The sequence below is a fragment of the Trinickia mobilis genome, from assembly GCF_017315705.1.
GTDB classification, from domain to species: domain Bacteria; phylum Pseudomonadota; class Gammaproteobacteria; order Burkholderiales; family Burkholderiaceae; genus Trinickia_A; species Trinickia_A mobilis.
In genome coordinates this window covers 427220-453548 of sequence record NZ_JAFLRF010000001.1, presented here as the reverse complement: position 1 = coordinate 453548, position 26329 = coordinate 427220, and the positions used below count along the sequence as shown (strand labels likewise).

The following is a 26329-nucleotide window of genomic DNA, read 5'->3' as shown; positions in this document are numbered from 1 at the left end:
CGGCGCATCGCATTTCAGCTTCCGAAGTACGTCGAGCAGAAGCTCACCGGGCCCACGCAGCTCGACGGCGCATGAGCGATCTTCGCGGCGCCCGTAACGTCATCCGCCGCATGCCGGCCGGATTGGCTCGAAGCGGTCATTTCGGAGCCGGCTCCGCTGTTTTGCGCTTGAAGACGGGCAGCCTGCTGCGCGAAGATCGGGTTCACCGCGGGATACGACGTATCCGTGACGAAGCGCGAGCCGTTGTTTTCGGCTTGGATCAGCTCCTGGCGGACTTCGGCGCGGGTCTTTTCCTGTGCCGATGCGCTGGTGGCGATACCGGCCGAGGCGAGGAGGGCGAGCGAAAGGGCAGCTACGAGATGCATCTTCATTTTGAACTCCTAAGTAGATGATGTGGAACACGGGCCTTGTACTATGGCTAACACCGCAATTTCGGCGTTATTCCAGGTCAAGCGTCAGTTTTTTCGAGGTCTTGAATCCTGGTGTCGGCGCACCGTGCTGCATTTGCGGTCATTGCATTTGCCGTTTCGGTTCAGCGCTGCCATGTCCTGCATCGTATGCGGCGCGCAGGCACAAATAAAATATATCGTTGCGATACAAACCATGTCTTTTACGCATGGCAGCGCAGGACGTTGGCCGAGTGCAGACCGGCGGCGCTCTGCCGTGGAAGTTGTTAACCGAGATGTTGCGAGCATTGGCGCTGTTTGCCTTACAATCCAGTGCTACCGTGACAAGTGGGCACTTCCCCGTGACAACGACCGAACGCAAATCGCCCGGCATGCCGGGTCGCATCTACAGCGACCTCTTGAACCGCATCATCGAAGGCGAATACAAGGAAGGGGATCGCCTGCCGACCGAGCATGCGCTCGCCGAGCGCTTCGCCACCTCACGCCCGACCGTGCGCGAAGCGCTCGCGCAACTGCGCGCCGACGGCATCATCGCGACGCGCCACGGCTCGGGCACGACGGTCGTGCGCCGCCCCGACCCGAACGTGAAGCGCTTTGCGCCGCTCGAAAGCCTGTCGGACATCAAGCGCTGCTACGAATATCGGGCGGTGACCGAATCCGGCGCCGCGGCGCTCGCGGCCGAGAAGGCCGACGATGATGACATCGCCGCGATCCAGCACGAATGGGACAACCTGCAGACGGTTATCGAAACCGAAGGCATCGGCGCGAAGGACGATTTCGCGTTCCACCTCGCCGTTGCGCGTGCTTCGAAGAATCAGTTCTTCATCTCGGCGCTGTCGTTCATTCAAGAGCAGGTCGAGTTCAGCATGAACCTGTCGCGCAATTTGTCGCTCGTGAAATCCGTCGAGCGGCAGCGGCTCGTGCAGCAGGAGCATCTCTCGGTGCTCGAGGCGATCCGCAGGCGCGATCCGCAGGCGGCGGCGCAGGCGATGCGCCAGCATCTCGAACGGGCGGTAGAGCGGATGTTCGGCTCCTGAGCGGGCCGGAATCGACGAAGGCCGGCTCGGTGTTGGCTGCCACCGGCCGAAGTCCGTAAAAGTTGTAGACGAGAAGGGCGTAAATCGCCGCGTGTTGTTTGACAACATGGAGCCGGCGGTGCTACCTTGAGATCCGGCGACCCACTTCTTCGGATCTTCCTCTCCTCATGAACGTGTCCCCGCTTGTCGAGCGGGAATTCGCCTCGACCGTGTTGGCCGTGCCGCCGCTCGCGATGCCGTGACGTCGTCGGGGATCGCCGACATGGGTCCGATACTTCCGCTGCTGAGTTCGACGCCGGAGCGGGACCATGCGCAAATCAAGGCGGCGGCGCAGGCGCTGCTTGCCTTCGAACGGGGTATGCCGGTATGTTCGCACTGAGGCTGGCCCCGCCGAGGTCCATCAAGGCCGTTCAATCCAAGAAGATTTCCATCATGGGACGCGAGGAGATGCCATGTCTTTTCCAGGCAGGTTGTCAGTCAAACTGGCGGCCCTGTGCGCCGTCTTCGTTACGGCGCTCGGCAGCGTCGCCGCGCACGCGGATCCGGTCACGCTGAACATCGTCGACGTCGCGGGCAATCTGCAACTCACGCAAAAGGGCTTCGAAGCGTTCAAGGCGAAGTATCCGAATCTCGTCTCCAACATCACGTACACCAACGCACCGGCGCCGCAACTCCCGGGCAAGATCAAGGCGATGCAGGCCGCGGGGCGCTCGGATATCGATCTCGTCCTGACCGGCACCGATGCGCTCTCGGCCGGCATCGAACAGAACCTCTGGCTGAAGCTTCTGCCCGATAACTCCGGCGCGTTCCCGGGCCTCCTCGACAAATACGCGCCCGGTCCGCGCAAGATGCAGGACCTGGCGCGTGGCTACGGGATCGAGGTCGCGTATATGTCGGCCGGTCCGCTGATCGAATACAACCCCGCCAAGGTCCGCGCTCCGCCGAAGACGCCGGAGCAACTGCTGCAATGGTGCAAGGCGCATCCGAACAAGCTGATCTACGCGCGGCCGGCGAACTCCGGCCCCGGGCGCACGTTCCTGATGGGCTTGCCCTACGTGCTCGGCGACAAGAACCCGCGGGATCCGATCAACGGCTGGGACAAGACCTGGGCGTTCCTCAAGGCATTGAACGACTGCGTCCCGTACTACCCGGGCGGCACGTCGGCGGTGATGAAGGAGCTGGGCGAGGGCACGCGCGACATGACCGTGACGGTAACGGGCTCGGACATCAATCCGCGCGCGCTCGGCATCGTGCCCGCCGACTTCAAGGTGCAGGCGTTCGACACCATGACGTGGGTGAACGACGCCCACTACATGGTGATTCCGAAGGGCGTGCCGAAAGACAAGGTTGCGGTGCTCTTCAAGCTGATGAACTTCATGCTCGAGCCCGCGCAGCAGGCGCTGGCCTACGACGACGGCTATTTCTATCCGGGCCCGGCCGTGAAGGACGTGACGCTCCAGCAGGCCCCGGCGCATAGCCAGGACGTGATCAAGAAGTACGGCCGTCCCGAGTACGACAAGTGGATCGCCGATCGTCCGCACCAGATACCGCTTTCCGCGCAGGCGATGGCCGCCGCATTCCAGAAATGGGACCGCGATATCGGCGCGCAGAAAACGAAGTGACGTGAAGCGCTGCGCGCGTGCGGATGCGTGAGCGCAGCAATGGAGTGATTCGGAGCAAGACGACCGTGAGCATCAAACGAAAAAACCCCGAGGATCTGCGCAGTCATCGCTGGTACGGCGTGCACGACCTGCGTTCGTTCGGCCACCGTTCGCGCACGGCCCAAATGGGCTATGCGTCCGAGGAATACGCGGGCAAGCCGGTGATTGCGATCCTCAACACGTGGAGCGAGATCAATCCGTGCCACACGCATTTCAAGCAGCGGGTGGAGGAGGTGAAGCGCGGCATCTGGCAGGCGGGCGGCTTCCCGATCGAGCTGCCGGTGCAGACGCTGTCCGAGCCGTTCCAGAAGCCGACCACGATGCTCTACCGCAACTTCCTTGCGATGGAAGTCGAAGAGACGCTGCGCTCGTATCCGGCCGACGGTGTCGTGCTGATGGGCGGTTGCGACAAGACCACCCCGGCGCTCCTGATGGGCGCGATCTCGATGGATATACCCGCGATCTTCGTGCCCGCCGGCCCGATGCTGCGCGGTGACTGGAACGGGCAGACGCTCGGCTCCGGCTCCGATACGTGGAAGTACTGGGCCGACCTGCGCGCGGGCAAGATCACCGAGGACGATTGGAAGGGCGTCGAAGGCGGCATCGCGCGCTCGCCGGGCCACTGCATGACGATGGGCACCGCTTCGACGATGACGAGCGCGGCCGAAGCGCTCGGCTTCACGCTGCCGGGTTTCGCGTCGATTCCCGCGCCCGATTCGCGCCACGCGCAAATGGCTGCGCGCACCGGCCTGCGCATTGTCGAGATGGTGTGGGAGGACTTGAAACCGTCGGACATCGTCACTGCGCGCTCAGTCGATAACGCCGTGACGACTTGCCTCGCGCTGGCGGGGTCGACCAACGCGATCGTGCACATGATCGCACTCGCGCGCCGCGCAGGCGTCGAGTTGACGCTCGAGCGCTACGACGAACTCGCTCGGCGCACGCCGGTGCTCGCCAACATTCGTCCGGCCGGCGAGTACCTGATGGAGGATTTCTATTACGCGGGCGGCCTGCGCGCGATGCTGAAGGAACTCGGCAATCTGCTCGACGGCACGCAACGCACGGTCAACGGCAACACGCTTGCCGAGAACATCGCCGATGCACGGATTTTCGATGACGCCGTAATTCGCCGCCGCGCGTCGCCGTTGATGCCCGACACGGGGCTGGCCGTCTTGCGCGGCAATCTTGCGCCCGACGGCGCGGTCATCAAGCCGGGCGCCGCCGATCCGAAGCTGCACGTGCATACGGGGCGTGCGGTCGTCTTTCGCGATTACAGCGACATGGCCGCGCGGATCGATAGCGACGCGCTGGATGTCGACGAGAACTGCGTGATCGTGCTGCAGCACGCAGGGCCGATCGGCGCGCCGGGCATGCCCGAATGGGGGCAGTTGCCGATTCCGCAGAAGCTGCTCAAGAAAGGCGTGCGCGACATGGTGCGGATTTCCGACGCGCGCATGAGCGGCACGAGTTACGGCGCGTGCGTGCTGCACGTGGCGCCCGAATCGTTTATCGGCGGGCCGCTCGCCCTCGTCAAAGACGGCGATCTGATCGAACTCGATGTGCCGGGCCGCAAGCTGAACGTGCTGATCTCCGACGATGAACTCGCGCGCCGCAAGGCGGCGTGGGTGCGTCCGGAGCCGCGATTTGCGCGCGGTTACGGAGCGATGCACCAGATCCACGTGATGCAGGCCGACAAGGGCTGCGACTTCGACTTCCTGCAGCGCGAAGGCGCGGGTGGCAGCCGGCCAGCAGATGAGCCGGAGATTCACTGATCCCTCGCCAATTCCCGCAGCGCCCCTGCACGCAGGCTGCGCGGCGGCAAGGCGCGCAATCGATATTAAGCGTGGGCGGCTTCGGCTTTGACGCTGCGTCGCGAGAGCCGTCCGATCGTCGCTCGCGGCAGTGTCGCGATCAACGTGTGCAATGTGAAGTCGAAGTCTTCCGCGGCGATGTCGAATTGCACGCGCACATCGTTGCGTACGACTTCGATGCCGGCAACGTACACGCCAAGCGGAGAATGCAGCAGCGCGCGGAGTTGCATGCGCGATTGCTCGGGCGACGCATAGTGGAGGTTTACCGGCAGCAGGACGCGCAGCGAAGGGAACGGAATGACGTTGTTGCGCGCGACGGGCTGTGCCGGCGCGGAGGATTCGGCGTGGACGACTCTGAGCGATTGAGTAGAAGCCATGGTATGCAGCGAAAACGTCCTGGTTGATCAGCTTGATTCCAGCGTACGCGCAGCCGGATAAACGCGGTGCAAAAAAGCGGGCGTTGCGTGGAAAAATGCAGTGCCGCGTTCGTCAATACTTGAATGCCGCCGGCGACGCAAAGGCGTTATTGTGCGCCGTATTGCCGAACGCTGTCTTAATCACGCTCATCCGATCGGCCACCCTTCTTGCGTAGCCTCGCGCGCCGCCGCTATAGCGCACCAGCGCATCGTGAACATCGCCGTCTGATGCCTCGATATAGTCGTGCAGGATGGCCGACCCGATGCTGACGTTGGTGCCCGCGTCGGTGAGATCGGCGCTGCGCAGCACACGGTCGCGGTGCTGCGACGGCAGCACTTGCATGAGGCCCTTGGCGCCGACCACGCTCACCGCAAAGCGGTCGAAATTGGACTCGACCGCAATCACCGCGAGCAGCAGCAATGGCGATATCGTGTCGCGTTTCGCTGCGTTCAGCACCGCTTGCCCGATTTTCAGCGACTCTTGCAGCCCGATATGAAACCGGACGTTGAGGACCGTCGCGATGTCTTCGGCCGTGGGACTGCCGTCTTGCGCCGCGTCGGATGCGGAGCTAGGCGGTGAATTGAAGGACGAAGCGGCATCGGATGCGGCGGCGCCCGACGCATCCGCGCCGTAACTGATTCCGTGACTCAAGCTGGCCGCTACGATTGCCGCAAAAACAAAACTGCGAAGGCTGCGCGAACGGGCGCTAAGCTGATCGCCGAAATTGTTATTCATGATTGTTAGCGTTTTTGCCGAAGGAACTGGCGAAAACGTTACATGCCGCTGCCGATCGATTTCAGAAAAAGGCGGCCGTCGCTCGCAAAAATTTCATAAAGATTCCCAAGCGAAACGGCATTATTTACACGGGCTTTACGGTGCGTTGGCGAGTCTTTACGACTATCCCCATCTGTCCGGTGCGAAAATGTTTCGCATATCGTGGGAGAAAGTCATGCTTGGCCTGACGTTTTGGAAATACGCGAGCGAAGAGAAGAACGACGCAACCGACGGAGGCCTGCCGGCCCCGCTGGCCCCGCTCGCAATCAAGCACCGGCGTCAACAGAAATTGAAAGTGCTCGTCTTGGCGGGTGCGGCCCTTGCCGCTGTCGCGATCGCATTCGGATTGCCCGTGATCGGGCTTGGCGTTTATCTCATGACGACGCTGCCGTTCATCCTCTTTGCTTCTTGAGCGCTGCTGGTTCTTAATGCGAATTAGCCGTTGCGAAAGATAAAGCTATAGGCGCTCAAGGCCGGCACCCCGCCAAGGTGGGCATACAGCACCTTCGAGCCCGCGGGAAATTCGCCGTTGCGTACCATGTCGATCATCCCGTGCATCGACTTTCCTTCATAGACCGGGTCGGTCAGCACGCCTTCGAGGCGCGCGCAAAGCCTGATGGCTTCGAGCGTGCCTTCGTTCGGCAAACCGTATTCGGGGCCGCCGTAGCGCGTCGCGAGGACGACATCTCGTTCTGTGATGTCGCGCCCGAGTTCGACCGTCTCCGCTGTGCGCTTCGCAATACGGGTGATCTGCTCGCGCGTCGCCGCGGGCTTGGCGGACGCATCGATGCCGATCACGCGGTCCGCGCGTCCGTCGGCCGCAAAGCCGACGATCATGCCGGCCTGCGTGCTGCCCGTCACCGAGCACACGACGACGTAGTCGAACTTGAACCCGAGTTCGGCCTCCTGCCGCCGCACTTCTTCCGCAAAGCCGACAAAGCCGAGGCCGCCTAGCGGGTGGTCGGAGCAGCCGGCCGGAATCGCGTACGGCTTGCCCCCCGCCTGACGCACGCTCTCCAATGCGTCTTCCCAGCTCTTGCGAAAGCCGATGTCGAAACCGTCCGGCACGAGACGCACGTCCGCACCCATCATCCGCGACATCTGGATGTTGCCGACGCGGTCGTACACGGCGTCGTAGTAGTTGACCCAGTTCTCCTGCACGAGCACGCACTTCATGCCGAGATGGGCGGCGACGGCGGCCACCTGCCGGGTCTGGTTCGATTGAATGCCGCCGATCGATACGAGCGTGTCGCAGCCTTGCGCGAGCGCCTCGGGAATCAGGTATTCGAGCTTGCGGGTCTTGTTGCCGCCGAAGGCGAGGCCGCTGTTGCAGTCCTCGCGCTTGGCGAACAACTGGACCTTGCCCCCCAAATGATCGCTCAGGCGTTTCAACGGCTGAATGGGAGTCGGGCCGAAAGTCAGCGGATAGCGTGGAAATCGTTGCAGGTTCATGGCGGGCCTCACGAGGGTCGTAATGAGGCAATGATAGAGAAAGCGCCGAGAAATGAGGTTGCGAAATCATTTGCGGCGACGTACTTTGGGCAGTGCGAGGACCACATCAGCCTAATTAAATTTCTCCATCAAAGCCATGTGCGCAATAAAACGACGCCGCGAATATTCCGGCGAAACCAACGCGCTCCAGCCGCTCGACCGCATCGACCGCGCGATCCTCAAGCAGCTTCAAAACGACGCGTCGATCTCGAACGTCAGCCTCGCCGCGAAGGTCAAGCTCAGCCCGCCCGCCTGCTTGCGGCGCGTGGAGCGATTAAAGGAGTCGGGGCTGATACGCGGCGTGGTGGCGCTGCTCGACCCGAAGGCGGTCGGTGCGGGCATGCTCGTCGTGATCGGCGTGGTGCTCGACCGCTCGACGCCGGAATCGTTTGCCGAGTTCGAGAAGGCGGCGCAGAAGGTGTCCGGCTGCATGGAGTGTCACGTCGTGACCGGGGAGTTCGATTACTTCATGCTCGTGCGTACGCGCGACAGCGAGAGCTTCAATCGTCTTCACGCAGAGCAATTGCTGTATTTGCCGGGCGTGCGGCAGATCCGCACCTTCATGGTGCTCAAGGAAATTCTCTCGACTACGACATTTCCGCTTTAGCGCACGTCGTTGTGACGAGACGGCGTCGGCGGGGTGTAAAAAGTGCGCCTAAGGTCCGTTGCGCGCGACTTCATTGCCTACAATCAAGTCACGCGCACGGCGGTTTCTCAGGCAACGAGACAGTAGATGTCGCGGGTTCGCTTTGCGCTTTCCGTTCCCATCGAAAGGAGGGCCGCCATGGCGACTTATGTGATCCTCGGCAAATTCACGGATCAGGGCATCCGTACCATCAAGAACACCTCGCAAAGGGCCTCTCAAGTGGCCGAAATGGCCAAGACTTTCGGTTGCGAAATGACGAGCGTGTACTGGACACTCGGCGAATACGACATCGTAGCGACAGTCAGCGCTCCGGACGATCAGAGCCTGTGCGCGTTCGGCCTCGCGATCGGCTCGGCGGGCAATGTCCACACCCAGACGCTGCGCGCGTTCACGAAAGACGAACTCGGCGCGATCCTCGGCAAGATGCCGTAAGGCGTCCGCGCACTCCAACCGTTTTCTTTGCCGCGCCGTTTTTTTTCGCGCGGCTTTTCCGTTATGGAGGTCACGATGAATGCAGAAGCTCAAGCAGACGTGAAGGCGTTCGTGCAGACGGCCGAGCAGGCCGGCGGATTCGTATGGGTAATCGCGCTGGTCGACTTTGCCGCGCGCGAGCTCAGGCGCACGCTTGTGTCGGATGAATCGTATGCGACGTCCGCCGCCGCCAAGGATGCGGGCGTTGCCCGTTTGGCGGCGCTGGCGGCCGATCGCGAAGCTCACGAATAGGTCGTCCCTTGTTTTTGCGCCACAACAGACTAAGGTTGGAGCTTATGAGGGTCGGAAAGAGGAGACGGTCATGTCCTCTACGCAACGCGCTTCGGCGTCCGCTTTTGGCGCATCGGTCGAAGCGGGCAGTTTTCGCGTGACCCGGCCGCAAAGCGCGGGCGACGTGATCGAGCTGCTGCACAAGCACGGCATTCAAATCGTCGATCTGAAATTCACGGATCTGCCGGGGCTTTGGCAGCATTTCTCGATCACGCTCCCGGAGGTGCATCCCGATCTGTTCAGCGCCGGCATCGGCTTTGACGGCTCGTCGATTCGCGGCTTTCAGGAGATCCACGAATCGGACATGCTGCTCAAGCCCGACCCGGCCACCGCGTTCGTCGATCCGATTTGCGGCACGCCGACGCTCTCGCTGATCTGCGACGTGGTCGACCCCGTGCTGCGCCAGCCGTACTCGCGCGATCCGCGCTATGTCGCGAAGAAAGCCGAAAACTACCTGCGCCAGACGGGCATCGCGACCACCTGCTATTTCGGACCGGAATTGGAGTTCTTCATTTTCGATTCGATCCGCTTCGGGCAGGAGCAGCATTGCGGCTTCTATTACGTCGAATCGGCCGAAGGCGACTGGACGACGGGCCGCGACGAAGGCGCGTACGGCGGCGGCAACCTCGGCTACAAGGCGCGCTACAAGGAGGGCTATTTCCCGGTGCCGCCGCAGGACACGCTGCAGGAGATCCGCTCGGAAATCGCGCTGACGCTGCAACAGGCCGGCGTGCAGGTGGAGGTGCACCACCACGAAGTGGCGACCGCCGGACAGAACGAGATCGACATGCGCTTCGCGACGCTCACGCGCATGGCCGACAACGTGATGATCTACAAGTACATCTGCAAGAACATTGCGCGGCGGCACGGCAAAGTGGCGACCTTCATGCCGAAACCGCTCTTTGCGGACAACGCGAGCGGCATGCACTGCCACCAAAGCCTCTGGAACGACGAGCTCAATCTCTTTTACGACGCACACGGCTGGGCGCTGACGTCTGAAACGTGCCGCTGGTACATCGGCGGGCTGTTGCAGCATGCGCCCGCGCTGATGGCGTTTTGCGCGCCGTCCACGAATTCGTACAAGCGTCTGGTGCCGGGCTACGAGGCGCCGGTCAACCTGGCGATGTCGCAGCGCAATCGCTCGGCTGCGGCCCGCATTCCGATGTATTCGGATTCGCCGAGCGCGCGGCGCGTGGAATTCCGCTGTCCGGACCCGTCGGCGAATGCCTACCTCGCGTTTGCGGCCATGCTGATGGCGGGCATCGACGGTATCGAAAACAAGATCGACCCAGGGCCGCCGCTCGATCGCAACATCTACGACTTGCCGCCCGAAGAAGCGAAGCACATCCGGCAGGTGCCGGGCTCGCTTGAAGCATCGCTGGCGGCGCTGGAAGCCGACAATGCGTTCTTGCGCAAAGGCGACGTGTTCACCGAAGACATCGTCGAAACCTGGATCGACTACAAGCGCAAACGCGAAATCGATCCGATCAAGTTGCGCCCGCATCCGTGGGAGTTTTATCTGTACTTCGATATTTGATGCGGGAAGCGTCGTCCGCCATCACTTGTCTCCAGCCGGAATGCCGATCAGCACCGAGCCGCCCTCGACGCGCACCGGATGCGTTTGCAACCGCTCGCAGACGGGCGCACACAGCGGCTTGCCGGTCGCGATATCGAAGCGCCCCTGATGGCGCGGACATTCGATCACGGTGCCGAGCACGAACCCGTCGGCGAGATGCGCTTGTTCGTGCGTGCACCAGCCGTCGGTCGCATGGAAGTTGCCGTCGATGCGATAGACGGCGAACGTCGCGCTGCCGTGGTCGAAGCGGATCACGTCTTCTTCCTCGATGTCGTCCGTGCTGCAAGCGACGACCCATTCACGTCGGTCAATCATGGCCTGTCTCCTGGATCGTTAGCCGTAGCCGCCCATTGCTCTACGGCTTCACGCCGCCGGGCGCAGCGGGTCGTCTTCTTCGGCTTGGCGGCGGATGAAATACGAGTTGTCGCGGGTCTGCTTGACGAGCGCGGGCACCATCTCGCGGTACGCGGACCACAGGTTCGGATACGGCGGCGGCGTCTGCGAGCGGATCGCTTCGTGCAAGCGCGGCAGCGCGTAGTACGGCACCATCGGCAGCATGTGATGCTCGACGTGGTAGTTCATGTTCATGTAGAGAAAGCGGAACACGAGATTGATATGGACGGTGCGCGTATTGAGGCGGTGGTCGGTCACGTTCATCGCGAGGCCCGCATGTTGCGTCAGCCCAAGCGTTTGATGGAACCAGCCGCAATAGAAGCGCGGCGTCCAGACGAACAGGAGCGGCAGATGCTCGACAGACGCATCGTCGTGCATCGATCGATTCTCCCCGAGGCGGACGACGACGTGATCGCCTCCGCGATTCTCGAACCGCGCCACAAGCGCGCCGGATTGATCGTGACGACGCACGATACGGCGCCCGTGCGCGACGCGCTCGCCGCCGTGATCGAACGCGGCGAGGTTCGCGGCGCATGCTTCGCTACGCAAACCTCGCAGGCCGATACGGACGCGCATCGGTAAACGGCGTCTCTCCCGTCATCATCTCGGCGAGCAAGCGCCCCGTGACAGGCCCGAGCGTCAGCCCATGATTTCAGGCGAGCGGGAATTCGACCACGACACCCAATCCGCTTCCTTCTATCCCTTCCGCAAAGTAGAGCTTTGCGCCGAAACACACCGCAATCCGCGCAACGATCGACAGCCCGAGCCCGCTGCCGCTCTCGCCGTTGCCGGCCTCGCGAAAGAACCGGTCGGTCAGTCGAGCCCGGTCCTCAACGGACACGCCTGGGCCATCGTCGCGCACCGTCAGGCACGCCGAGGCTCTTGCACGGCGCATCCGCACCTCGACGCGCCCGTTGTTGCGCCCGTACTTGATAGCGTTATCGATCAGGTTGTCGATGAGGATACGCAGCATCTCGGCTTCGGCTTTCACCGTCAAGAAATGTCGCATGTCGATCGGATCGAGGTTGTCCGCATTGCGCGAACGGATCGCAGCCGACAGCGCCTTCAGCGGCGCGAGGCTCGTGACGGTGCCGCTTCGCCTCAAGTTCGGCAACCTGACACCCAATGTCATCACGCACCCGTGCGGCCAAAGCGACGCTCGCGCGCCCGGTACGACGCGAGCGCGGCATCGAGCGCAGCATCGTCGAAGTCCGGCCAGAATGTGTCTGTGAAGTAGAGCTCGGTGTAAGCGAGCTGCCATAGGAGAAAGTTGCTGACGCGCTGTTCGCCGCCCGTACGGATCAAGAGATCGGGTTCCGGCGCGAAGGCCATTGCCAGATGTTGCGCGAAGCTGGATTCGTCGACTGGCGCGGGATGTCCGTCAGCCATGGTCTGCGCGACGAGTTGACGGGCGGCCTGGAGAATGTCCCAGCGACCGCCGTAGTTTGCGGCGATCGTCAGCGTCATGCGCGTATTGCCGGCGGTTTGGGCTTCGCCACGCCTCACGAGTGCCTGGATGCGTGCATCAAACATCGACAGGTCACCGACGACGCGCAACCGAATGCCATTCTTGTGCAACCGCGCCGTTTCGCGTTCGAGCGCCGACACGAAGAGCCGCATCAGGAACGACACCTCGTCGCTGGGACGGCGCCAGTTCTCCGAGCTGAACGCAAACAGCGTCAGGTATTCGACACCGCGTCGCGCACAGGCCTTAACGACCGCTCGTACCGCCTCGATGCCTTTGGTGTGCCCGGCCACACGCGGCAGCTTGCGCTGGGTCGCCCAGCGTCCGTTGCCGTCCATGATGATGGCGATGTGCCGCGGCACAGCGGCCACATCGGGCACGTGAAGAGTCGAACTGGTATGGCTCATGGATGACACCGCGGATCAGGCGGCGCACGCCAGCTCCGGACCATGCGGAAGGCGCTCGTGTGTTCCGACCTTCACCCTACGTCAAAACCCGCGCACGCTGCAAAAATGACGGGAATATCGTTAACGCGTGCGGTTTCTGTTTGACCCGCGTCCAAACCATACGTTCTACGCCGATCCGGCCCGCTCTCGCGGTGTTGCGCTTGAGTCCATGTGCGTCCAGCCACAAATCACCGCGAGGTGAGCGGCCTGGTCGTCTAAGCTTTTTCTATTTACATCCCGAGAATTCCAACCGCTATAGGCGGGGGCGGAGGCCCTATGAAGGATAACGACGAATCTGAATCATCGGCGTCCGAGAATGTGAGCGACGCCTCGCGTCGCCGCTTCCTCCGCAACAGCGTCGCGGCGGGCGCTGGGGCGCTGGTCTTTCCCGCCGGCGGCGCTGTTGCCGACGCACTTGCCGCAACTGTGTCCACCGCCCCACCCCGCGGCAAGCGGCCGAACTTCCTGATCCTGATGTGCGACGAAGACCGCTTTCCGCCGAGCTACGAGTCGCGACAGACCCAAGCTTTCCGTCAAACCTATCTCAGTACGCAGAACCTGCTGCGCCGGAATGGGGTCGACTTTCAACGGCACTACGCGGCGTCGGTAGCGTGCTCACCCAGCCGCACGTCGATCTACACAGGACAGTATCCCTCGCTGCACGGCGTCAGCCAGACCACCGGCGCGGCCAAGGAATCCTTCGATCCGGACATGTTCTGGCTCGACCCCAACAGCGTACCGACGCTCGGGGATTACTTTCGCGCCGCAGGCTACGCGACGTACTGGCGCGGCAAGTGGCACGCCTCGGACGCCGACATGCTGGTCCCGGCCACGCACACCCAGCTCTTGAGCTACAACGCAAAGAATGGCGCCCCCGACATCGCCGCTGAAGCGCTCTACAGCAACGCCGATCGCCTCGATCGCTTTGGTTTCAGCGGTTGGATCGGTCCCGAGCCGCACGGCAAATCACCGCTCAATAGCGGTTCTTCGGTGCCACCCGGTGAACAGGGGCGCGACATCGGTTTCGCGCGGCAGACCAGGGACCTGATCCAGCAACTCGACCGCGACAGTAGCACGGACCCGTGGTTCATCATGGCTTCGTTCGTCAACCCGCACGACATCACGCTCTGGGGGCTATGGGTGAACACGTTGGGGAGGGCGGCCGGAGAATTCTATTTCCCCGTTGAACCCTACGTGCCAGTCGTGCTGTTCGACCCCGTGCGATTCAACCAGACGCAGCGCGACGATCTGTCGACGAAGCCCTCGGCGCAGGCGTCCTATCAGGAAAGCTACGGGAAGTGGATGCAGCCTATCTTGAGCGACCCGGTGACGCTCGAGAAGTACTTCCGCTATTACTACCAGTTGCAGAAGAACGTCGACGATCAGATGATGACCGTCTTTCAGGCGCTGCTCGCCTCAAGGTTCGCCGACAACACGATCGTCCTCTTCACCTCCGACCACGGCGATCTTCTCGGTTCGCATTCCAACATGCATCAGAAGTGGTACACGGCCTACGACGAGGCGATCCGCGTCCCGCTGATCATCTACAGCCCGACGCTGTTTCCGAATCCACGGTCAGTCGACTCGCTGACCAGTCACGTGGATCTTCTGCCGACGCTGCTGGGCCTCGCGGGAATCGACCCTGAGCCCATTCGTCAGCAACTCGCCAAAGATCACTCCGATGCGCTGCCGTTAGTGGGTCGTAATCTTGCGCCGCTCGTGCTGGGCGAGGTTTCCCCGGCAAGCGTCGACGACCCGCTTTATTTCATGACCGATGATGATCCGAGCCGCGGGCTCAACCAGGACAACTGGACCGGCATCGGATACAACTCCGTCTTGCAGCCGAATCACCTGGAAACGGTAATCGCTCGCCTGGCGGACGGCAAGGTCTGGAAATACACGCATTACTTCGACAATCCGCAGTTCTGGGGCACTCCCGGTATCCCCCCTGGCGATCCTAGCGATCCAAACTCGCCGACCGTCGAAGACGTGGTGTTGCGCCAGGTGGCAAAGACCCCCGAGCCGCCCCCGTATCCCGGTCCGGACGTGGGTCCGCAACCGATTGCCTACACTGTCACGGTCAAGTCAACGCCGCGCGGCGACGAATATGAGATGTACAACGTTACCGATGACCCCATGGAGCTCACCAATCTCTTCAACGACAGGAAGCATGGGGCGCAGCAGAATCAACTCGCACAACTGCTGCAGCAGCAGCGATGTGCCAAGCGGCTGGTGCCGCAGAGCGGGACCGTTCCGGGACAACCAACGTGCTAATCGGTGAATGACCGGTTGAATCCGCTGGACACTGCGGTCATCGCTCATATGTGCGTTACCTAACGTTTGGGGAATCGGTCGGCTTTGCGCCAGAAAATTCACGACTTATTCTGGACCGTTGCCCCACGACTGTTAATCTGAAATTTCGGCCGTTCACACCACATCCCGAATTTTACGGAGCACATTTACGGATCGCATCCGGCCTTTCAAAATCGCGCATGTCGTCTACCGCACTCGCCGCTTCGAACAGATGGTCAATTGGTACAAGACCGACGTCTGACGAAAGAACGTCTTGACGCCGACAAGAACCTGTCCTTCAGGATTTGAAGCGAATCATGGTTGCCACTCGGGTCAATTCCAGGATCAGCCTCTTCCTGTACACCGGGATTGTTGCATTGGCGTATTACGCAGGTGCAAGGCTAGGACTTGCCTATGCGGTAGTGGGCGGCGCAATCTCTCTGGTGTGGCCTTCCAGCGGCATCGCCCTGGTTGCGCTGCTCGCTCTGGGCTTTGCAGTTGCCCCAGGAATTGCCATTGGCTCCTTCCTCGCCAACCTGTCGGGCGGCGTGCCCGTAGGCGTGGCCGCGTTGATCGGCACCGGCTCCATGATTGGAGCATTGACGGCAGCAACATTGCTGACCCGCGCGGCCCGATTCCAGATCACCCTCGACCGCATCCATGACGTGCTGGCCTTCATCGGCCTGGCTGCGGTGGTGAGCACGGCAGTCAGTGCGCTGATTGGCATTTCCGCCCTGCTTGGAGCGGGCCTGGTGCCGCCCACCGAGTACGGCGCGGCCTTTCTGAAATGGTGGCTCGGTGACATGATGGGGATCCTGGTCGTGGCCCCACCCCTGTTCAGCTTGCTCACGTATTCGAACCCTGTCCGCTCCGCGCAGCAGACCGTGGAGGCGTGCGGACTGGCCGTTTCGACCTTCTGGGTGAGCTACCTCATCTTCGGCGCCCCGCAACTTGCCGGGCACGGCTACTATCCTGCAGCCTTGGCGGTCTTTCCGTTCATTATCTGGGCGGCTCTGCGCTTCGATCACTTGGGCATCAGCATCACGACCTTGATGGTCTCGGTCGTGGCCATCTGGGGTACCACCCACGGCACGGGGCCCTTCGCTGCCGAATCTCCGGTGGATAGCCTCGTGAGGTGGTGCACCTTCGCGAACGTCGTGGCGGCAACCGGACTGCTACTGGTGGCGGCACGTGCTCAGGAGCAGCGCGTCCATAGCCTGCTGCGAGCATCTCACCTCGAATTGGAACGGCGCGTGGCGGAGCGAACCGAAGACCTGCAGAAGACAAACAATGAACTCAAGGAGGAGATGGCGCAACGCCGTCTGTTGGAAGGAGAACTGATCCGGATCGGCGATCAGCAGCAAAGACTCATCGGCCGGGAACTGCATGACGGGCTTGGACAACAGCTGACCAGTCTGGGTCTGTACTGCGCCGCCTTGAATCAGAAACTGCAGGCGCAGGGCCACTCGGCCGCCGCCGACGCCGCTACCGTCGTCGGCTTGGTGAAGCAGGCGTCCTTGATGACCCGCCGGATTGCCCATGGCCTGGACCCGGTCGCCATGGAACATGGTGGCCTCGTGGCCGCATTGCAGGGGCTGGCGGAGACGGCTCGCACGCTCAATGGCGTAGATTGCATGCTGCGGATCGCGCCAGATGTGGACTTGCTGGATCCGCTGATGCAGATCAACCTCTATCGTGCGGCACAGGAAGCAGTCAACAACGCGCTGAAATATAGCCACGGCCGCCGCATTTGGATCGACCTGGAACAGGCAGGCGGTATGCAGACGCTTTCAATCAGCGACGACGGGGCGGGCGTCGACCAGGAAGAAATGGAGCGTGCCTCGGGACTGGGACTTCATAACCTCCGTCACCGGGCAAGCCTTCTGGGCGGCTCTTGCACGGTGACCCGCAATGCTTTCGGGGGCACCACCGTCGCCATCGGCTATCCGCTACCGGAGGGACCGGGCCGTGCACGGAAAATCGTCTAGCCCAGACCGGGCGACTCAAATCCTGATCGTGGATGATCACCCCATCATCCGGGACGGGATGACGCACTTGCTGAATCTGCAAGGGGATCTGCACGTCTGCTGTGCGGTCGGCAGCGCCGAAGAAGCGCTGGCGGCGATGGCTTGCCAGCCCGACATGGTCATTGTGGACATCAGTCTGAAATCGGATTCCGGCCTCGACCTTGTCAAGACGCTCCGCCACCGCTACCTGGATCTGGCCATCCTCGTCCTCAGCATGCACGACGAAAGCCTGTTTGCCGAACGCGCACTACGGTCCGGGGCCAACGGGTATCTGATGAAACTCGAGGCCACAGAGCATGTCGTGAGCGCGATCCGCGAAGTGCTGGCAGGCAATATTTATTTGAGCGCCGCCATGCACGAAAAGCTGGCGCGGGCCCTTGCAGCCCCCCGAAAAAAGCCGGAGGGCCCAATCGCGAGCCTTTCGGAACGGGAATTCGAGGTCCTGCACCTGATCGGACTCGGTTTCAGCACTCGCGAAATCGCCGAGAAACTGAATCGGAGCGTGAAGACCATCGAGGCGCATCAGGCCAACATCAAAGAAAAGCTGCATATCCGTAGCGGCAAGGAGCTGATGCGCTTCGCCATTCAGTGGATCGAGAGCCAATAGGGCGGAGCCCGACCGCTGAATCGGGCAATCCTCTAGCCTCTTTTAGCAACGGCGCCTTATTCATGCGCATGCGGTCAGGGCATACAGTGCAGGCACACCTGCCGGCGTGCCGCAATCCTTGGGCGGCGTAGGCAGGGCAATCCTTGGGCGGGGTAGGCAGGCGTAGCCCAAAATCTCGATGGGGGTCGCCGCCATGAACGCCAGATTCCAGCGAACTGTTGTCGTTCCCGTCTCCGCACTCATTGCTGGAACGGCCCGCGACCTGCGGCAGGTGTTTCGTTGTATCGCGGTTGCATGCCTCGTCGCGAGTCATGCGCTCGCAGCGCAGGCCGCAGGAGGGATCACGGGCGCCGGCTCGAGCTTCTTCGATCCCCTGGTGCAGAAGTGGGCCGCCTCCTATTACGACAAAACCGGCCAGCAGGTGAGTTTTCATCCCATTGGTTCCGGGAACGGCATTGATCAGTTGAAAGCGGCTACGGTGAGTTTTAGTGCCTCGGACATGCCGCTGAAACCAGACGAATTGCGCACTTCGGGACTCATCCAGTTTCCGGTGGCGGCCGGCGGCCTCGTGCCGGTGGTCCACCTCGATGGCATTGCGCCGGGACAGCTTCGCTTGACGGGTGCGCTGCTGGCGGACATCTACCTGGGCAAGATCACGGACTGGAACGACCCGGCCATCAAGGCGGTCAATCCCGGGCTCGCGCTCCCTGATCTGAAAATCGTCGTGGTTCATCGCGGTGATCGGTCCGGGTCGACCTTCAACTGGACGAGGTACCTGTGCGCCGTGAGTGCGCAATGGCGCGAGCAGGTGGGCAGCGGCGTGACGGTCAAATGGCCCGTGGGGCTCAACGCCTCGAGCAGCCAGCTCGTCGCTACCTATGTCAAGCGGATCACGGGCGCGATCGGCTATGTCGAACTGGCCTACACGGGCCTTGCGCCCCTCGCCTATGCGACCGTTCAGAATAAAACTGGCGCGTTTATCGAGCCATCGGCCGCGAGTTTCAAGGCTGCGGTGGAAACAGTGGCTTGGGGCCGCGCGGATGATTTCTACCAGCTCGTCGCCGATCCGCCGGGCGATCGAGCCTGGCCGATTCCTGGCGTCGTATTCATCTTGCTGAAAGCCGAGAACAAGGCTGGCTCGACCGCTGCGCTGGCGTTCTTCCGGTGGGCTCTCAATGAGGGCCGGGAAGAGGCAGCCGCTGAATTACGGCACCCCGCCGCCGGACTTGGTCGGGAAGATTGAAGCGTATTGGGCGCAGAACCTGCCCATCGGGCAAGTCAGCGAAGTCACCGCCGGCGGCTCGCCGAAGAGCCTGACAAGCATGGTCCGCGTAACCAGATCGCTGCCGCCAGGCTTTTGAAAGCCCTTTACGATTCGAGTAGACAGATCTGCTGCCGCTTTCAGATGTATGCCCCACGGATGGGGAATCGCGTCGTTCGTGTTTTTCCATTCAGGTCGCGATTCGCGGCATCAGCCTCGTGAACCAGACGGCGCCCCAGCGCCGCGCGCTTCGCCGCCGGTGCGTTTGCCGAAATCGTGCGACGGGAGCAACAGATGGGGACCCGTCGCAACACGCTGAGGGAGCAACCATGCGCGCACTCGACATCATGACTCCGTCCGTCGTCACCGCCACGCCGGACATGACGATCCACGACGCGGCAAGACTGTTCGTCGACAACCGTATCAGCGGCATGCCGGTCGTCGACGCAAACGGACAGGTCGTCGGCATCGTCAGCCAGGGCGACCTGCTGCATCGCGTGGAGACCGGCACCGGCCGCGGGAAGCGCCCGTTGTGGCTCGAATTCCTGTTGTCGTCGCCCCGCGAGCAGGCCGCGAGGTATGTGAAGGAGCACGGGCATGTGGTCGGCGACGTGATGTGCGACCAGGTGATTTCGATTTCCGAGAACATGCCGCTCCAGCAGATCGCGGACCTCATGGAGCGCCGGCATCTCAAACGCGTGCCGGTGCTGAAGGACGGCAAGCTGGTCGGAATCGTGAGCCGCTCGAACCTGATCCGCGCACTCGCGAGCGTCGCGCCGGCCGTGGACTCGGTTTCGCACGACGATGCGAGCCTGCGCGACGCGATAGTCCAGGAAATGCACGGGCAGCGCTGGGGGTTGCCGAAACAAGGCGTGCTCGTCAAGGACGGCGTCGCGCATTTATGGGGCGTAATCGAGTCCGAGGAGGAAAAGCGCGCGATTCGCATCGCTGCCGAGAGTGTGCCCGGCGTCAAGCGCGTGGAGAGCCACTTGGTGTTTCCGAACGTGATTCCGTCGCTGTAGGCCGCACGCGGTCGCAAGACGCCGGTGTCATGCATTGCTCCTGATTCAGAACTCGATTTTGGTCAAAACAAATACATGCCCGCGACAAACACGATCCCCGAAAACAGCAGCGCGGTGACGCAATACCCCATGATGTCGCGTACACCCAGTCCGGCGATTGCAAGCGCCGGCAGCGCCCAGAACGGTTGGGCCATGTTGGTCCACGCTTCACCGTAGGCGATGGCCATAGCCGACTTACCCAGATCGGCTCCAAGCGCCTTGGCCGCCGGCATCACGAATGGCCCCTGCACGACCCAGTGACCGCCGCCGGAGGGCACTGCAAAATTGACGACGGACGAGCTAAGAAAGACCAGTAACGGAAACGTGTGCACGTTGGCGATTTCTATGAACCAGTTGGTGATGATGCCGGCCAGCCCTGAGTGATCCATCGTTGCCTGGATTCCCGCATAGAACGGAAACTGAATCATGATTCCGGCCGTGCCACGCGCTGCTTTCGCGATAGCGCGCGCGTAGGCCATTGGCGTCTTGTGCAGCACGATGCCTATCGCAAGGAACGCAATATTGACGGTGTCGATGTCCAGGCTGAAGCCTTTGGTCGCGAAGCGAATGACGAGATAGCCGGCGATCAGCAGCGCAACGAGAGCCGACAGCAAGCGGCTTTCTTCGATCTGTTCGGCAAAAGTCGAATCGGGCCCGAGTACGCGTTCCTCGACGGGTTCATCGATCAGCAGCGCGGGGTCGACCGAAACGACTTGGCCGGAGGGAGGCATCATCGCACGCGCGAGAAACGGCAGCATGACGATCAGTCCGACCGTGATAAAGAGGTTGTAGCCAGTGAACAATGTCTGGGACACCGGGATCAGTCCGATGACCTTTTCCATCGGATTGCCCTTGGTCGCCGCGACCAGCGGCACTGAGCCGGACAGCCCGCCGTGCCACGTCAGAAACCCCATATACGCCGAGGCGACGAGCAGCCGGTAGTCGGTCCCCTTGACCCGGCGTGCGACCTCACGGGCGAACATCGCGCCGAGCACGAGCCCGAAGCCCCAATTGATGGCGCAGGCGAGTCCGCTCAGCAACGCGACGAGCATGGTGCCTTGTGCAGGCGTGCGCGCTGAGCCGGCAAGTGCTGCCAGGCCCCGCTTGACCGAGGCGGAACTGGCGAGTGCATGGCCCGTCACCAGGATCATGGCCATCTGCATTGAAAAGGCGAGCAGGTTCCAGAAGCCTGAGCCCCACATCAGAACAAGTTCGGCAGGTGTTTTCGGCGTCAGGCCGAACGCCATCGCGAACGTCGCCACCGTCAGCAGGATCGCGAAGATCAGTGGGTCGGGCAGAACACGATGGACTATTTGTGTAAAAAAGCGGGCGATTCCCTGTACCACGTGCAGTCTCCTTTGGGGAACGGACTTTTAAGGGCGCGCCATTGTGGCATGTCTTGTTCAAGGTCGCTTTGAGTCAGGACTGGGCCCCCGGCGGCGCGACTGACAGTCTCAGAAAGCCTGCCGCAGCACTCCGATTCCCCACCCGATCAGCAAAAGTCCGATCGCGGTAGATATCCAGCGTACCTTCGGCAGCGTTTTCTCCAGCAGAATCGCCGCCGAGAGCGCGGCGATCCACAGCAGATTCATCACGCCGACGACGAAAAGCAGCGCCATCAGCAGCCAACAGCAGCCCGTGCAATAGAGGCCATGGCGCAGGCCCATGACAAACGCGCCACGAACCCCGGCCCGCCACTCGGTCATGATGAACGAGAGTGGCGAACGGCACCTGGAGAGGCAGGCATGTTTCAAGGGCGTGAACTGATACGCGCCCGCACAGATGAGAAGTCCTCCTCCTAGAGCGGGACTCGTGCTCACCATCATCGGCGAGACAAGCCGCGCTTCGAGAAGACCCCATTGGGCAAGGGTGGCGGTTGCGCTGAAAGCCGTCCAGACGGCGATGTAGCCGGCGACGAAAGCAGCGGGGTGGACGTAAGGCTCCGATTGGGCGCGCCGACGTTGGTTGACGAGTGCAAACAACAGGATCATCGGTGTGGCGGAAGGCAACATCATGGCGACCATCATGATGGCCCACATCGCGAAGACGAGGAACAGGTCGACGCCGTTCCACGCTGCCATGCCAGGCATGATCGCCATGTCCGCGCCCGCGTCCATGTGCTTCATGCCCCACCCCAAATAAAGCACGTACAACCACGCTAGCGTGCACGTGCCGAGGAGTCCGGCGAGAACGATTCGACGCTCGGTGGCCGGCCCGGCTTCCGGCGGCTTGTTGCTCGCCACAGCCACACCCCAATGGACAGGTTCGAAATCAGGCGGCCAGTCCGGTCGGCGTTTGCTCGACCTGAGCCAGCGAGCTGTGCGTACCCGTGTGGTTGAACTTGATCGCGCCGGTCCCGATTAGCGTGACGGTCCGGGCAACTTCCATCTCCCTGTATTCGAAGCCATTGGGAATCCGTACGACAACCCGATGTTCTTCACCGGTGGCGGGCACGACGAGGGGTGCCGACTCGGTTTCCACGATGCCGGGCACCAGCACGTGAGCCTTGCGATTTTCCTGATCGAACTCGAACGCGATGGGAACGAACTGCGGCTCGAGGAAGGTGGTGACGATCGACGCGAGGATTTCGAAGAAGGTGCCGCCGTGTTGGGCGCTGAGGATTTGCAGCAGCGCGTCGCGCTGTTCCCCGGTGGCACGTTCATCGATAAGCGGCTGCATCGTACCGTTGCCCTCGTGCAGCGCGCCGGGCCAATGGTAGGTGGCCACCCAGACCAAGCCGTCCAGACGGATGTCTCCGAAGGACCCCTCGATGATTCGCATGGCCGCTATCCCTTCGCACCCCTTGTCGGGATAGGGCACACCGACCGTGTCGCATGGGCAGGTGGCAATGCAGTTGCAGTTCTTGAGATAGTCGCCTTTCATTCTCCATGCCGTAGCCATGATGTCTTCCTCGAAAGAGATGGCCGGGTCTGCCGGGAGTTCGTGCCGGGCGATCCGTGCGAGAGCCGGGAGTGTCCCGTTCGGGTAACCGAGGGGCAAGCCGTTGTTGCGGGGCGGCGCTGTTCAGGCGTCATTTCAGTGTAGGCGATAGCGTCACGGCTAGCCCTGTACCGCAAGGAGAGCCGGCTGTGAACTGACGGGCAGCGCAGGCCGCAGCGGTGAATCGGACGAGTCATTTTCGTTCAACAGTTAGCTAACACGTCGACTTCGGCAAAGGGAAGGTCAACGATCTGGAACTCAAGTCGAATGGCTCAACCTGGGCGCTTTTAGTCCGATCAAACGCGGCGGGTTGGGGTGCGTTGCTGGCTGCTCCTGCGATGGCAAATCGTCCTATGCTGGAAATCCAGTTTGACTCTATGGAGCACGACAATGAAGATGTTGATGATCATGACCTCCCACGATCTGTTGGGAAATACCGGCAAGAAAACCGGATTCTGGCTCGAAGAGTTCGCCGCTCCTTACTACACATTCCTCGATGCAGGAGCGCACGTCACGATTGCCTCTCCCAAGGGCGGCCAGCCTCCGATCGACCCCAAGAGCGACACCCCTGAGGGCGAGACGGACATGACAAGGCGATTCAAGTCGGACCCCGCCGCTCAGAAAGCCTTGGCAAACACGGTCAAGCTCGCTGACGTGAAGGCGGGAGACCATGACGCAATCTTCTATCCAGGAGGCCATGGTCCGATGTGGGACTTGGCCGAAGACAAACACTCGATCGCATTGATCGAGGCCTTCTTCAAGTCCAAAAAACCGGTAGGCGCGGTTTGCCACGGCCCATGCGTGTTGCGCCACGCCGTGGTCGACGGCCAGCCGATTGTCAAGAACCGGCGCGTCACTGGCTTCACGAATACGGAAGAAGAGGCTGTGCAACTGACGAATGTCGTCCCGTTTCTCTTGGAGGACGAGCTGAAGCGACTCGGCGGCATGTTCGAGAGGGCCGCGGATTGGCAAAGTTTTGCGATCACCGATGGCCGCTTGGTGACGGGGCAGAATCCGGCTTCCTCGACGGCCGGCGCGAAGCATTTGCTGGCGCTTTTAGGCTGACGGAAACCGCGCCATGTGCGCGGCCCTATAGCGCCGCGATTGCGGCGTGCCGCTCGGCCACGCGGACATGTCGATCGACTGCGAGCACTTGTATTTCCGCGGCGACGCATTTCACGAAGGAAATCACGATCGCGAACGACGGCATCGTCGATCAGCGCGCCGTCTATGCCTGCGCGAAGCACAGCTTCAAGACGATCGAAGAGCTCGATCGCTGGGGCGTGAAGTTCGAGAAGGACGGCACGGGCGACTACGCGGTGAAGAAAGTGCACCACATGGGCTCGTAGGTGCTGCCGATGCCGGAAGGCCACGACATCAAGAAGGTGCGGTACCGGCAGTCGAAGCGCTAGACCCGGAGGTCCGCAAGGCGGTGCGAATCGCGCTTGCGCAGATCGACACAACCAACCCGTGAACGTGGCAAGCGGCGTAAAATCGGCGGGGCCGCCATCGGCAAGCTCGCCGCCGCGCCGTTCGGCGGCACGATTTACCGGGTCCGCCACGTCATGTCCGATTCGCTTTCCGTCGCCGCCGCGCCCCATTCGCTCGAGGCATTGCACGACTTCATGCGCCGCCATCCGCGCCTGTTCGTGCTGACCGGCGCCGGCATCAGCACCGATTCCGGCATTCCCGGCTATCGCGACGAGCACGGCCGATGGATGCGCTCTCAACCGATTCAACTGCAGGAGTTTCTCGGCTCCGAGCCTGCGCGCCGCCGCTATTGGGCGCGCAGCATGGTCGGCTGGCCCGTGGTCGGCAAGGCGCAGCCGAACGCGGCGCATCACGCGCTCGCGAAGCTCGAAAAGGCGGGGCATGTCGGGCGCCTCGTCACGCAGAACGTCGACGGCCTGCATCAGCGCGCGGGCAGCGCCGATGTGATCGAACTGCACGGCAGCATCGGCCGCGTGGCATGCCTCGACTGCGGCGCCGAGCACACGCGTGCGGCGATTCAGCCGCGGCTCGAAGCCGACAATCCCGCGCTCGTCGACGCCATCGCCGCGCCCGCCGCCGATGGCGACGCCCACCTCGAATGGCACGACCTCGATACCTTCCGCATTCCCGCGTGTCCGCATTGCGGCGGCATGCTCAAGCCCTCTGTCGTGTTCTTCGGCGAGAGCGTGCCGCGCGAGCGCGTCGATGCGGCAGCGGCGTCGCTGGAAGCCGCGGATGCGATGCTGGTCGTCGGCTCGTCGCTGATGGTGTACTCGGGGTATCGCTTTTGCGTGTGGGCCGAAAAGATGGGCAAGCCGATCGCGGCCGTGAACCTTGGGCACACGCGCGCGGACGCTTTGCTGAGGTTGAAGGTATCGGCGTCGTGCGGCGAAGTGCTGACTGAATTGGCAACCCGCGTCGCTGCGCACGCATAGCAACGCCGCCCACCTTCGAACGCAGGACAACCACTGTGCCAGACGATTCCCTCTCGACATCTCCCCAAAGCGCACCCGCCGCCCAGCGCAATCGCGAACCGATCCTCGCCGTGCTGCGGCGCGTCTTGCCGCCGAGCGGTCTCGTGCTCGAGATCGCGAGCGGCACGGGCCAGCACGCGGTGCATTTCGCCGCGGCATTGCCCGAACTCGAATGGCAGCCAAGCGACGCGGCGCCGGACGCGCGCGCATCGATCGACGCATGGCGTGCACAGGCCGCGCTGCCGAATCTGCGCGCACCGCTCGATCTCGACGTGACGCGCAAGCCGTGGCCGATCGTGGCGGCGGATGCGGTCGTCTGCATCAACATGATTCACATCGCGCCGTGGGCCGCGGCGCAGGCGCTGATGGCGGGGGCAGGGCGCGCGCTCGGTGCGGGCGGCGTGCTGTATCTCTACGGGCCGTATCGCCGCAACGGCGCGCATACCGCGGAGTCGAACGACCTGTTCGACAGGCAATTGAAAAGCCGCAACCCCGAATGGGGCGTGCGCGACATGGAGGCCGTCGCCGATCTCGCGGCGCAGGAGGGCTTCACGGTGAGCGATGTGGTCGCGATGCCCGCGAACAATTTCAGCGTCGTGTTTCGCAAGGAGGCGTACGGCAACTAAGTGCGACGCAAGCGGTTCTGCGTGCGCCGCGCTTGTCCGCACCGCATCGGCGGCACATTTCTTTTATCCTGGTCGCTGCGCCGTGTGCGTACCTGCGCGGCATGGGTTTCTTCGGCTTTGCATGGGGCTGGAGTCAGTGCTGAAGCACTCACTCCATTCGACAG

General features: G+C 62.4%; 27 protein-coding genes and 2 pseudogenes. 18 read left to right on the top strand and 11 right to left on the bottom strand.

Going from position 1 to position 26329, the window contains the following annotated elements; translation table 11 throughout:
• Nucleotides 1-14: 14 nt before the first annotated feature.
• A complete protein-coding gene (locus J3489_RS02100) occupies nt 15-371 on the bottom strand; it encodes a DUF4148 domain-containing protein (protein WP_206995666.1) in 357 nt (118 codons plus the stop codon).
• 407 nt (nt 372-778) lie between these two features.
• On the opposite strand from J3489_RS02100, the gene J3489_RS02095 reads away from it, so the two are divergent.
• The 3 genes from J3489_RS02095 to araD all read left to right on the top strand — a co-directional run bounded on the left by J3489_RS02095 (nt 779) and on the right by araD (nt 4877).
• Nucleotides 779-1444, top strand: coding sequence for a FadR/GntR family transcriptional regulator (locus tag J3489_RS02095; RefSeq protein WP_242539737.1), 666 nt, complete (start codon nt 779-781; stop codon nt 1442-1444).
• A gap of 452 nt (nt 1445-1896) precedes the next feature.
• Complete coding sequence (locus J3489_RS02090; protein WP_206995655.1) at nt 1897-3066, top strand: extracellular solute-binding protein; 1170 nt, start codon at nt 1897-1899, stop codon at nt 3064-3066.
• A 65-nt stretch (nt 3067-3131) separates the two neighbouring features.
• A complete protein-coding gene (gene araD / locus J3489_RS02085) occupies nt 3132-4877 on the top strand; it encodes an L-arabinonate dehydratase (protein WP_309491313.1) in 1746 nt (581 codons plus the stop codon).
• A gap of 65 nt (nt 4878-4942) precedes the next feature.
• Here the strand turns inward: araD and J3489_RS02080 are convergent, their stop codons facing one another.
• Both J3489_RS02080 and J3489_RS02075 read right to left on the bottom strand, forming a co-directional pair.
• Nucleotides 4943-5293 carry a hypothetical protein gene (locus J3489_RS02080; protein WP_206995651.1) on the bottom strand — a complete coding sequence of 117 codons (351 nt, stop codon included), beginning with the start codon at nt 5291-5293 and terminating at the stop codon, nt 4943-4945.
• Nucleotides 5294-5405: 112 nt separating this feature from the next.
• Complete coding sequence (locus tag J3489_RS02075) at nt 5406-5984, bottom strand: lytic transglycosylase domain-containing protein (RefSeq protein ID WP_206995650.1); 579 nt, start codon at nt 5982-5984, stop codon at nt 5406-5408.
• Between the two features lie 82 nt (nt 5985-6066).
• Between J3489_RS02075 and J3489_RS02070 the strand changes: the two genes are divergently transcribed.
• A complete protein-coding gene (locus J3489_RS02070; RefSeq protein ID WP_206995649.1) occupies nt 6067-6519 on the top strand; it encodes a hypothetical protein in 453 nt (150 codons plus the stop codon).
• A 23-nt stretch (nt 6520-6542) separates the two neighbouring features.
• Here the strand turns inward: J3489_RS02070 and J3489_RS02065 are convergent, their stop codons facing one another.
• Nucleotides 6543-7559, bottom strand: a complete 1017-nt coding sequence (locus J3489_RS02065) for a 1-aminocyclopropane-1-carboxylate deaminase (RefSeq protein WP_206995647.1) — start codon at nt 7557-7559, stop codon at nt 6543-6545.
• 136 nt (nt 7560-7695) lie between these two features.
• Between J3489_RS02065 and J3489_RS02060 the strand changes: the two genes are divergently transcribed.
• The 4 genes from J3489_RS02060 (at nt 7696) to glnA (ending at nt 10543) form a co-directional block, all read left to right on the top strand.
• A complete protein-coding gene (locus J3489_RS02060; protein WP_206995645.1) occupies nt 7696-8205 on the top strand; it encodes an Lrp/AsnC family transcriptional regulator in 510 nt (169 codons plus the stop codon).
• A gap of 177 nt (nt 8206-8382) precedes the next feature.
• On the top strand, nt 8383-8676 hold the full coding sequence (locus J3489_RS02055; RefSeq protein WP_206995643.1) for a GYD domain-containing protein: 294 nt from the start codon (nt 8383-8385) through the stop codon (nt 8674-8676).
• Between the two features lie 75 nt (nt 8677-8751).
• Nucleotides 8752-8967 (top strand): hypothetical protein, encoded by a 216-nt coding sequence (locus J3489_RS02050; protein ID WP_206995641.1) that lies wholly within the window; start codon nt 8752-8754, stop codon nt 8965-8967.
• Between the two features lie 70 nt (nt 8968-9037).
• Nucleotides 9038-10543, top strand: a complete 1506-nt coding sequence (gene glnA / locus J3489_RS02045) for a type I glutamate--ammonia ligase (protein WP_206995639.1) — start codon at nt 9038-9040, stop codon at nt 10541-10543.
• A gap of 21 nt (nt 10544-10564) precedes the next feature.
• On the opposite strand, the gene J3489_RS02040 is transcribed toward glnA, so the two are convergent.
• Together J3489_RS02040 and J3489_RS37320 are read right to left on the bottom strand one after the other, a co-directional pair.
• Nucleotides 10565-10897, bottom strand: coding sequence for a non-heme iron oxygenase ferredoxin subunit (locus J3489_RS02040; RefSeq protein WP_206995636.1), 333 nt, complete (start codon nt 10895-10897; stop codon nt 10565-10567).
• Between the two features lie 48 nt (nt 10898-10945).
• Nucleotides 10946-11326: pseudogene (locus tag J3489_RS37320) on the bottom strand (fatty acid desaturase); the annotation flags it as partial.
• Here J3489_RS37320 and J3489_RS37315 point away from each other — a divergent pair.
• Complete coding sequence (locus tag J3489_RS37315) at nt 11327-11557, top strand: type 1 periplasmic-binding domain-containing protein (RefSeq protein ID WP_242539700.1); 231 nt, start codon at nt 11327-11329, stop codon at nt 11555-11557. It abuts the pseudogene before it with no gap.
• Between the two features lie 70 nt (nt 11558-11627).
• On the opposite strand, the gene J3489_RS02025 is transcribed toward J3489_RS37315, so the two are convergent.
• Nucleotides 11628-12107, bottom strand: a complete 480-nt coding sequence (locus tag J3489_RS02025; RefSeq protein ID WP_206995632.1) for a sensor histidine kinase — start codon at nt 12105-12107, stop codon at nt 11628-11630.
• Nucleotides 12107-12847, bottom strand: a complete 741-nt coding sequence (gene uppS / locus J3489_RS02020; protein WP_206995630.1) for a polyprenyl diphosphate synthase — start codon at nt 12845-12847, stop codon at nt 12107-12109. The genes J3489_RS02025 and uppS overlap by 1 nt, the downstream gene beginning before the upstream one ends.
• Before the next feature lie 315 nt (nt 12848-13162).
• Here uppS and J3489_RS02015 point away from each other — a divergent pair, with 315 nt between their 5' ends.
• From J3489_RS02015 to J3489_RS01995, 5 genes are all read left to right on the top strand, one after another.
• Nucleotides 13163-15160 carry a sulfatase family protein gene (locus J3489_RS02015; RefSeq protein WP_206995628.1) on the top strand — a complete coding sequence of 666 codons (1998 nt, stop codon included), beginning with the start codon at nt 13163-13165 and terminating at the stop codon, nt 15158-15160.
• A gap of 335 nt (nt 15161-15495) precedes the next feature.
• Complete coding sequence (locus J3489_RS02010) at nt 15496-17166, top strand: MASE1 domain-containing protein (protein WP_206995626.1); 1671 nt, start codon at nt 15496-15498, stop codon at nt 17164-17166.
• Nucleotides 17090-17812, top strand: coding sequence for a response regulator (locus J3489_RS02005; RefSeq protein ID WP_206995624.1), 723 nt, complete (start codon nt 17090-17092; stop codon nt 17810-17812). The genes J3489_RS02010 and J3489_RS02005 overlap by 77 nt, the downstream gene beginning before the upstream one ends.
• A 193-nt stretch (nt 17813-18005) precedes the next feature.
• Entirely contained in the window at nt 18006-19055 is a 1050-nt protein-coding gene (gene pstS, locus J3489_RS02000; protein WP_242539699.1) for a phosphate ABC transporter substrate-binding protein PstS, read from the top strand.
• Nucleotides 19056-19402: 347 nt separating this feature from the next.
• Nucleotides 19403-20095: a CBS domain-containing protein gene (locus J3489_RS01995; protein WP_206995622.1), complete on the top strand. Its 693-nt coding sequence runs from the start codon at nt 19403-19405 to the stop codon at nt 20093-20095.
• A 62-nt stretch (nt 20096-20157) separates the two neighbouring features.
• Here the strand turns inward: J3489_RS01995 and J3489_RS01990 are convergent, their stop codons facing one another.
• From J3489_RS01990 to J3489_RS01980, 3 genes are all read right to left on the bottom strand, one after another.
• Entirely contained in the window at nt 20158-21480 is a 1323-nt protein-coding gene (locus J3489_RS01990) for a TIGR00366 family protein (protein WP_206995614.1), read from the bottom strand.
• A 108-nt stretch (nt 21481-21588) separates the two neighbouring features.
• A complete protein-coding gene (locus J3489_RS01985; RefSeq protein ID WP_242539698.1) occupies nt 21589-22233 on the bottom strand; it encodes a DUF2182 domain-containing protein in 645 nt (214 codons plus the stop codon).
• 172 nt (nt 22234-22405) lie between these two features.
• On the bottom strand, nt 22406-23035 hold the full coding sequence (locus J3489_RS01980) for a DUF1326 domain-containing protein (protein ID WP_206995612.1): 630 nt from the start codon (nt 23033-23035) through the stop codon (nt 22406-22408).
• Between the two features lie 429 nt (nt 23036-23464).
• On the opposite strand from J3489_RS01980, the gene J3489_RS01975 reads away from it, so the two are divergent.
• From J3489_RS01975 to J3489_RS01960, 4 genes and pseudogenes are all read left to right on the top strand, one after another.
• Nucleotides 23465-24139, top strand: a complete 675-nt coding sequence (locus J3489_RS01975) for a type 1 glutamine amidotransferase domain-containing protein (protein WP_206995610.1) — start codon at nt 23465-23467, stop codon at nt 24137-24139.
• A 110-nt stretch (nt 24140-24249) separates the two neighbouring features.
• Nucleotides 24250-24483 (top strand): annotated as a pseudogene (locus J3489_RS01970) (fumarate reductase/succinate dehydrogenase flavoprotein subunit); the annotation flags it as partial.
• A 36-nt stretch (nt 24484-24519) separates the two neighbouring features.
• Nucleotides 24520-25500: an NAD-dependent protein deacetylase gene (locus J3489_RS01965; RefSeq protein ID WP_374193416.1), complete on the top strand. Its 981-nt coding sequence runs from the start codon at nt 24520-24522 to the stop codon at nt 25498-25500.
• 35 nt (nt 25501-25535) lie between these two features.
• Nucleotides 25536-26165, top strand: coding sequence for a DUF938 domain-containing protein (locus J3489_RS01960; protein WP_206995608.1), 630 nt, complete (start codon nt 25536-25538; stop codon nt 26163-26165).
• Nucleotides 26166-26329: the final 164 nt, after the last annotated feature.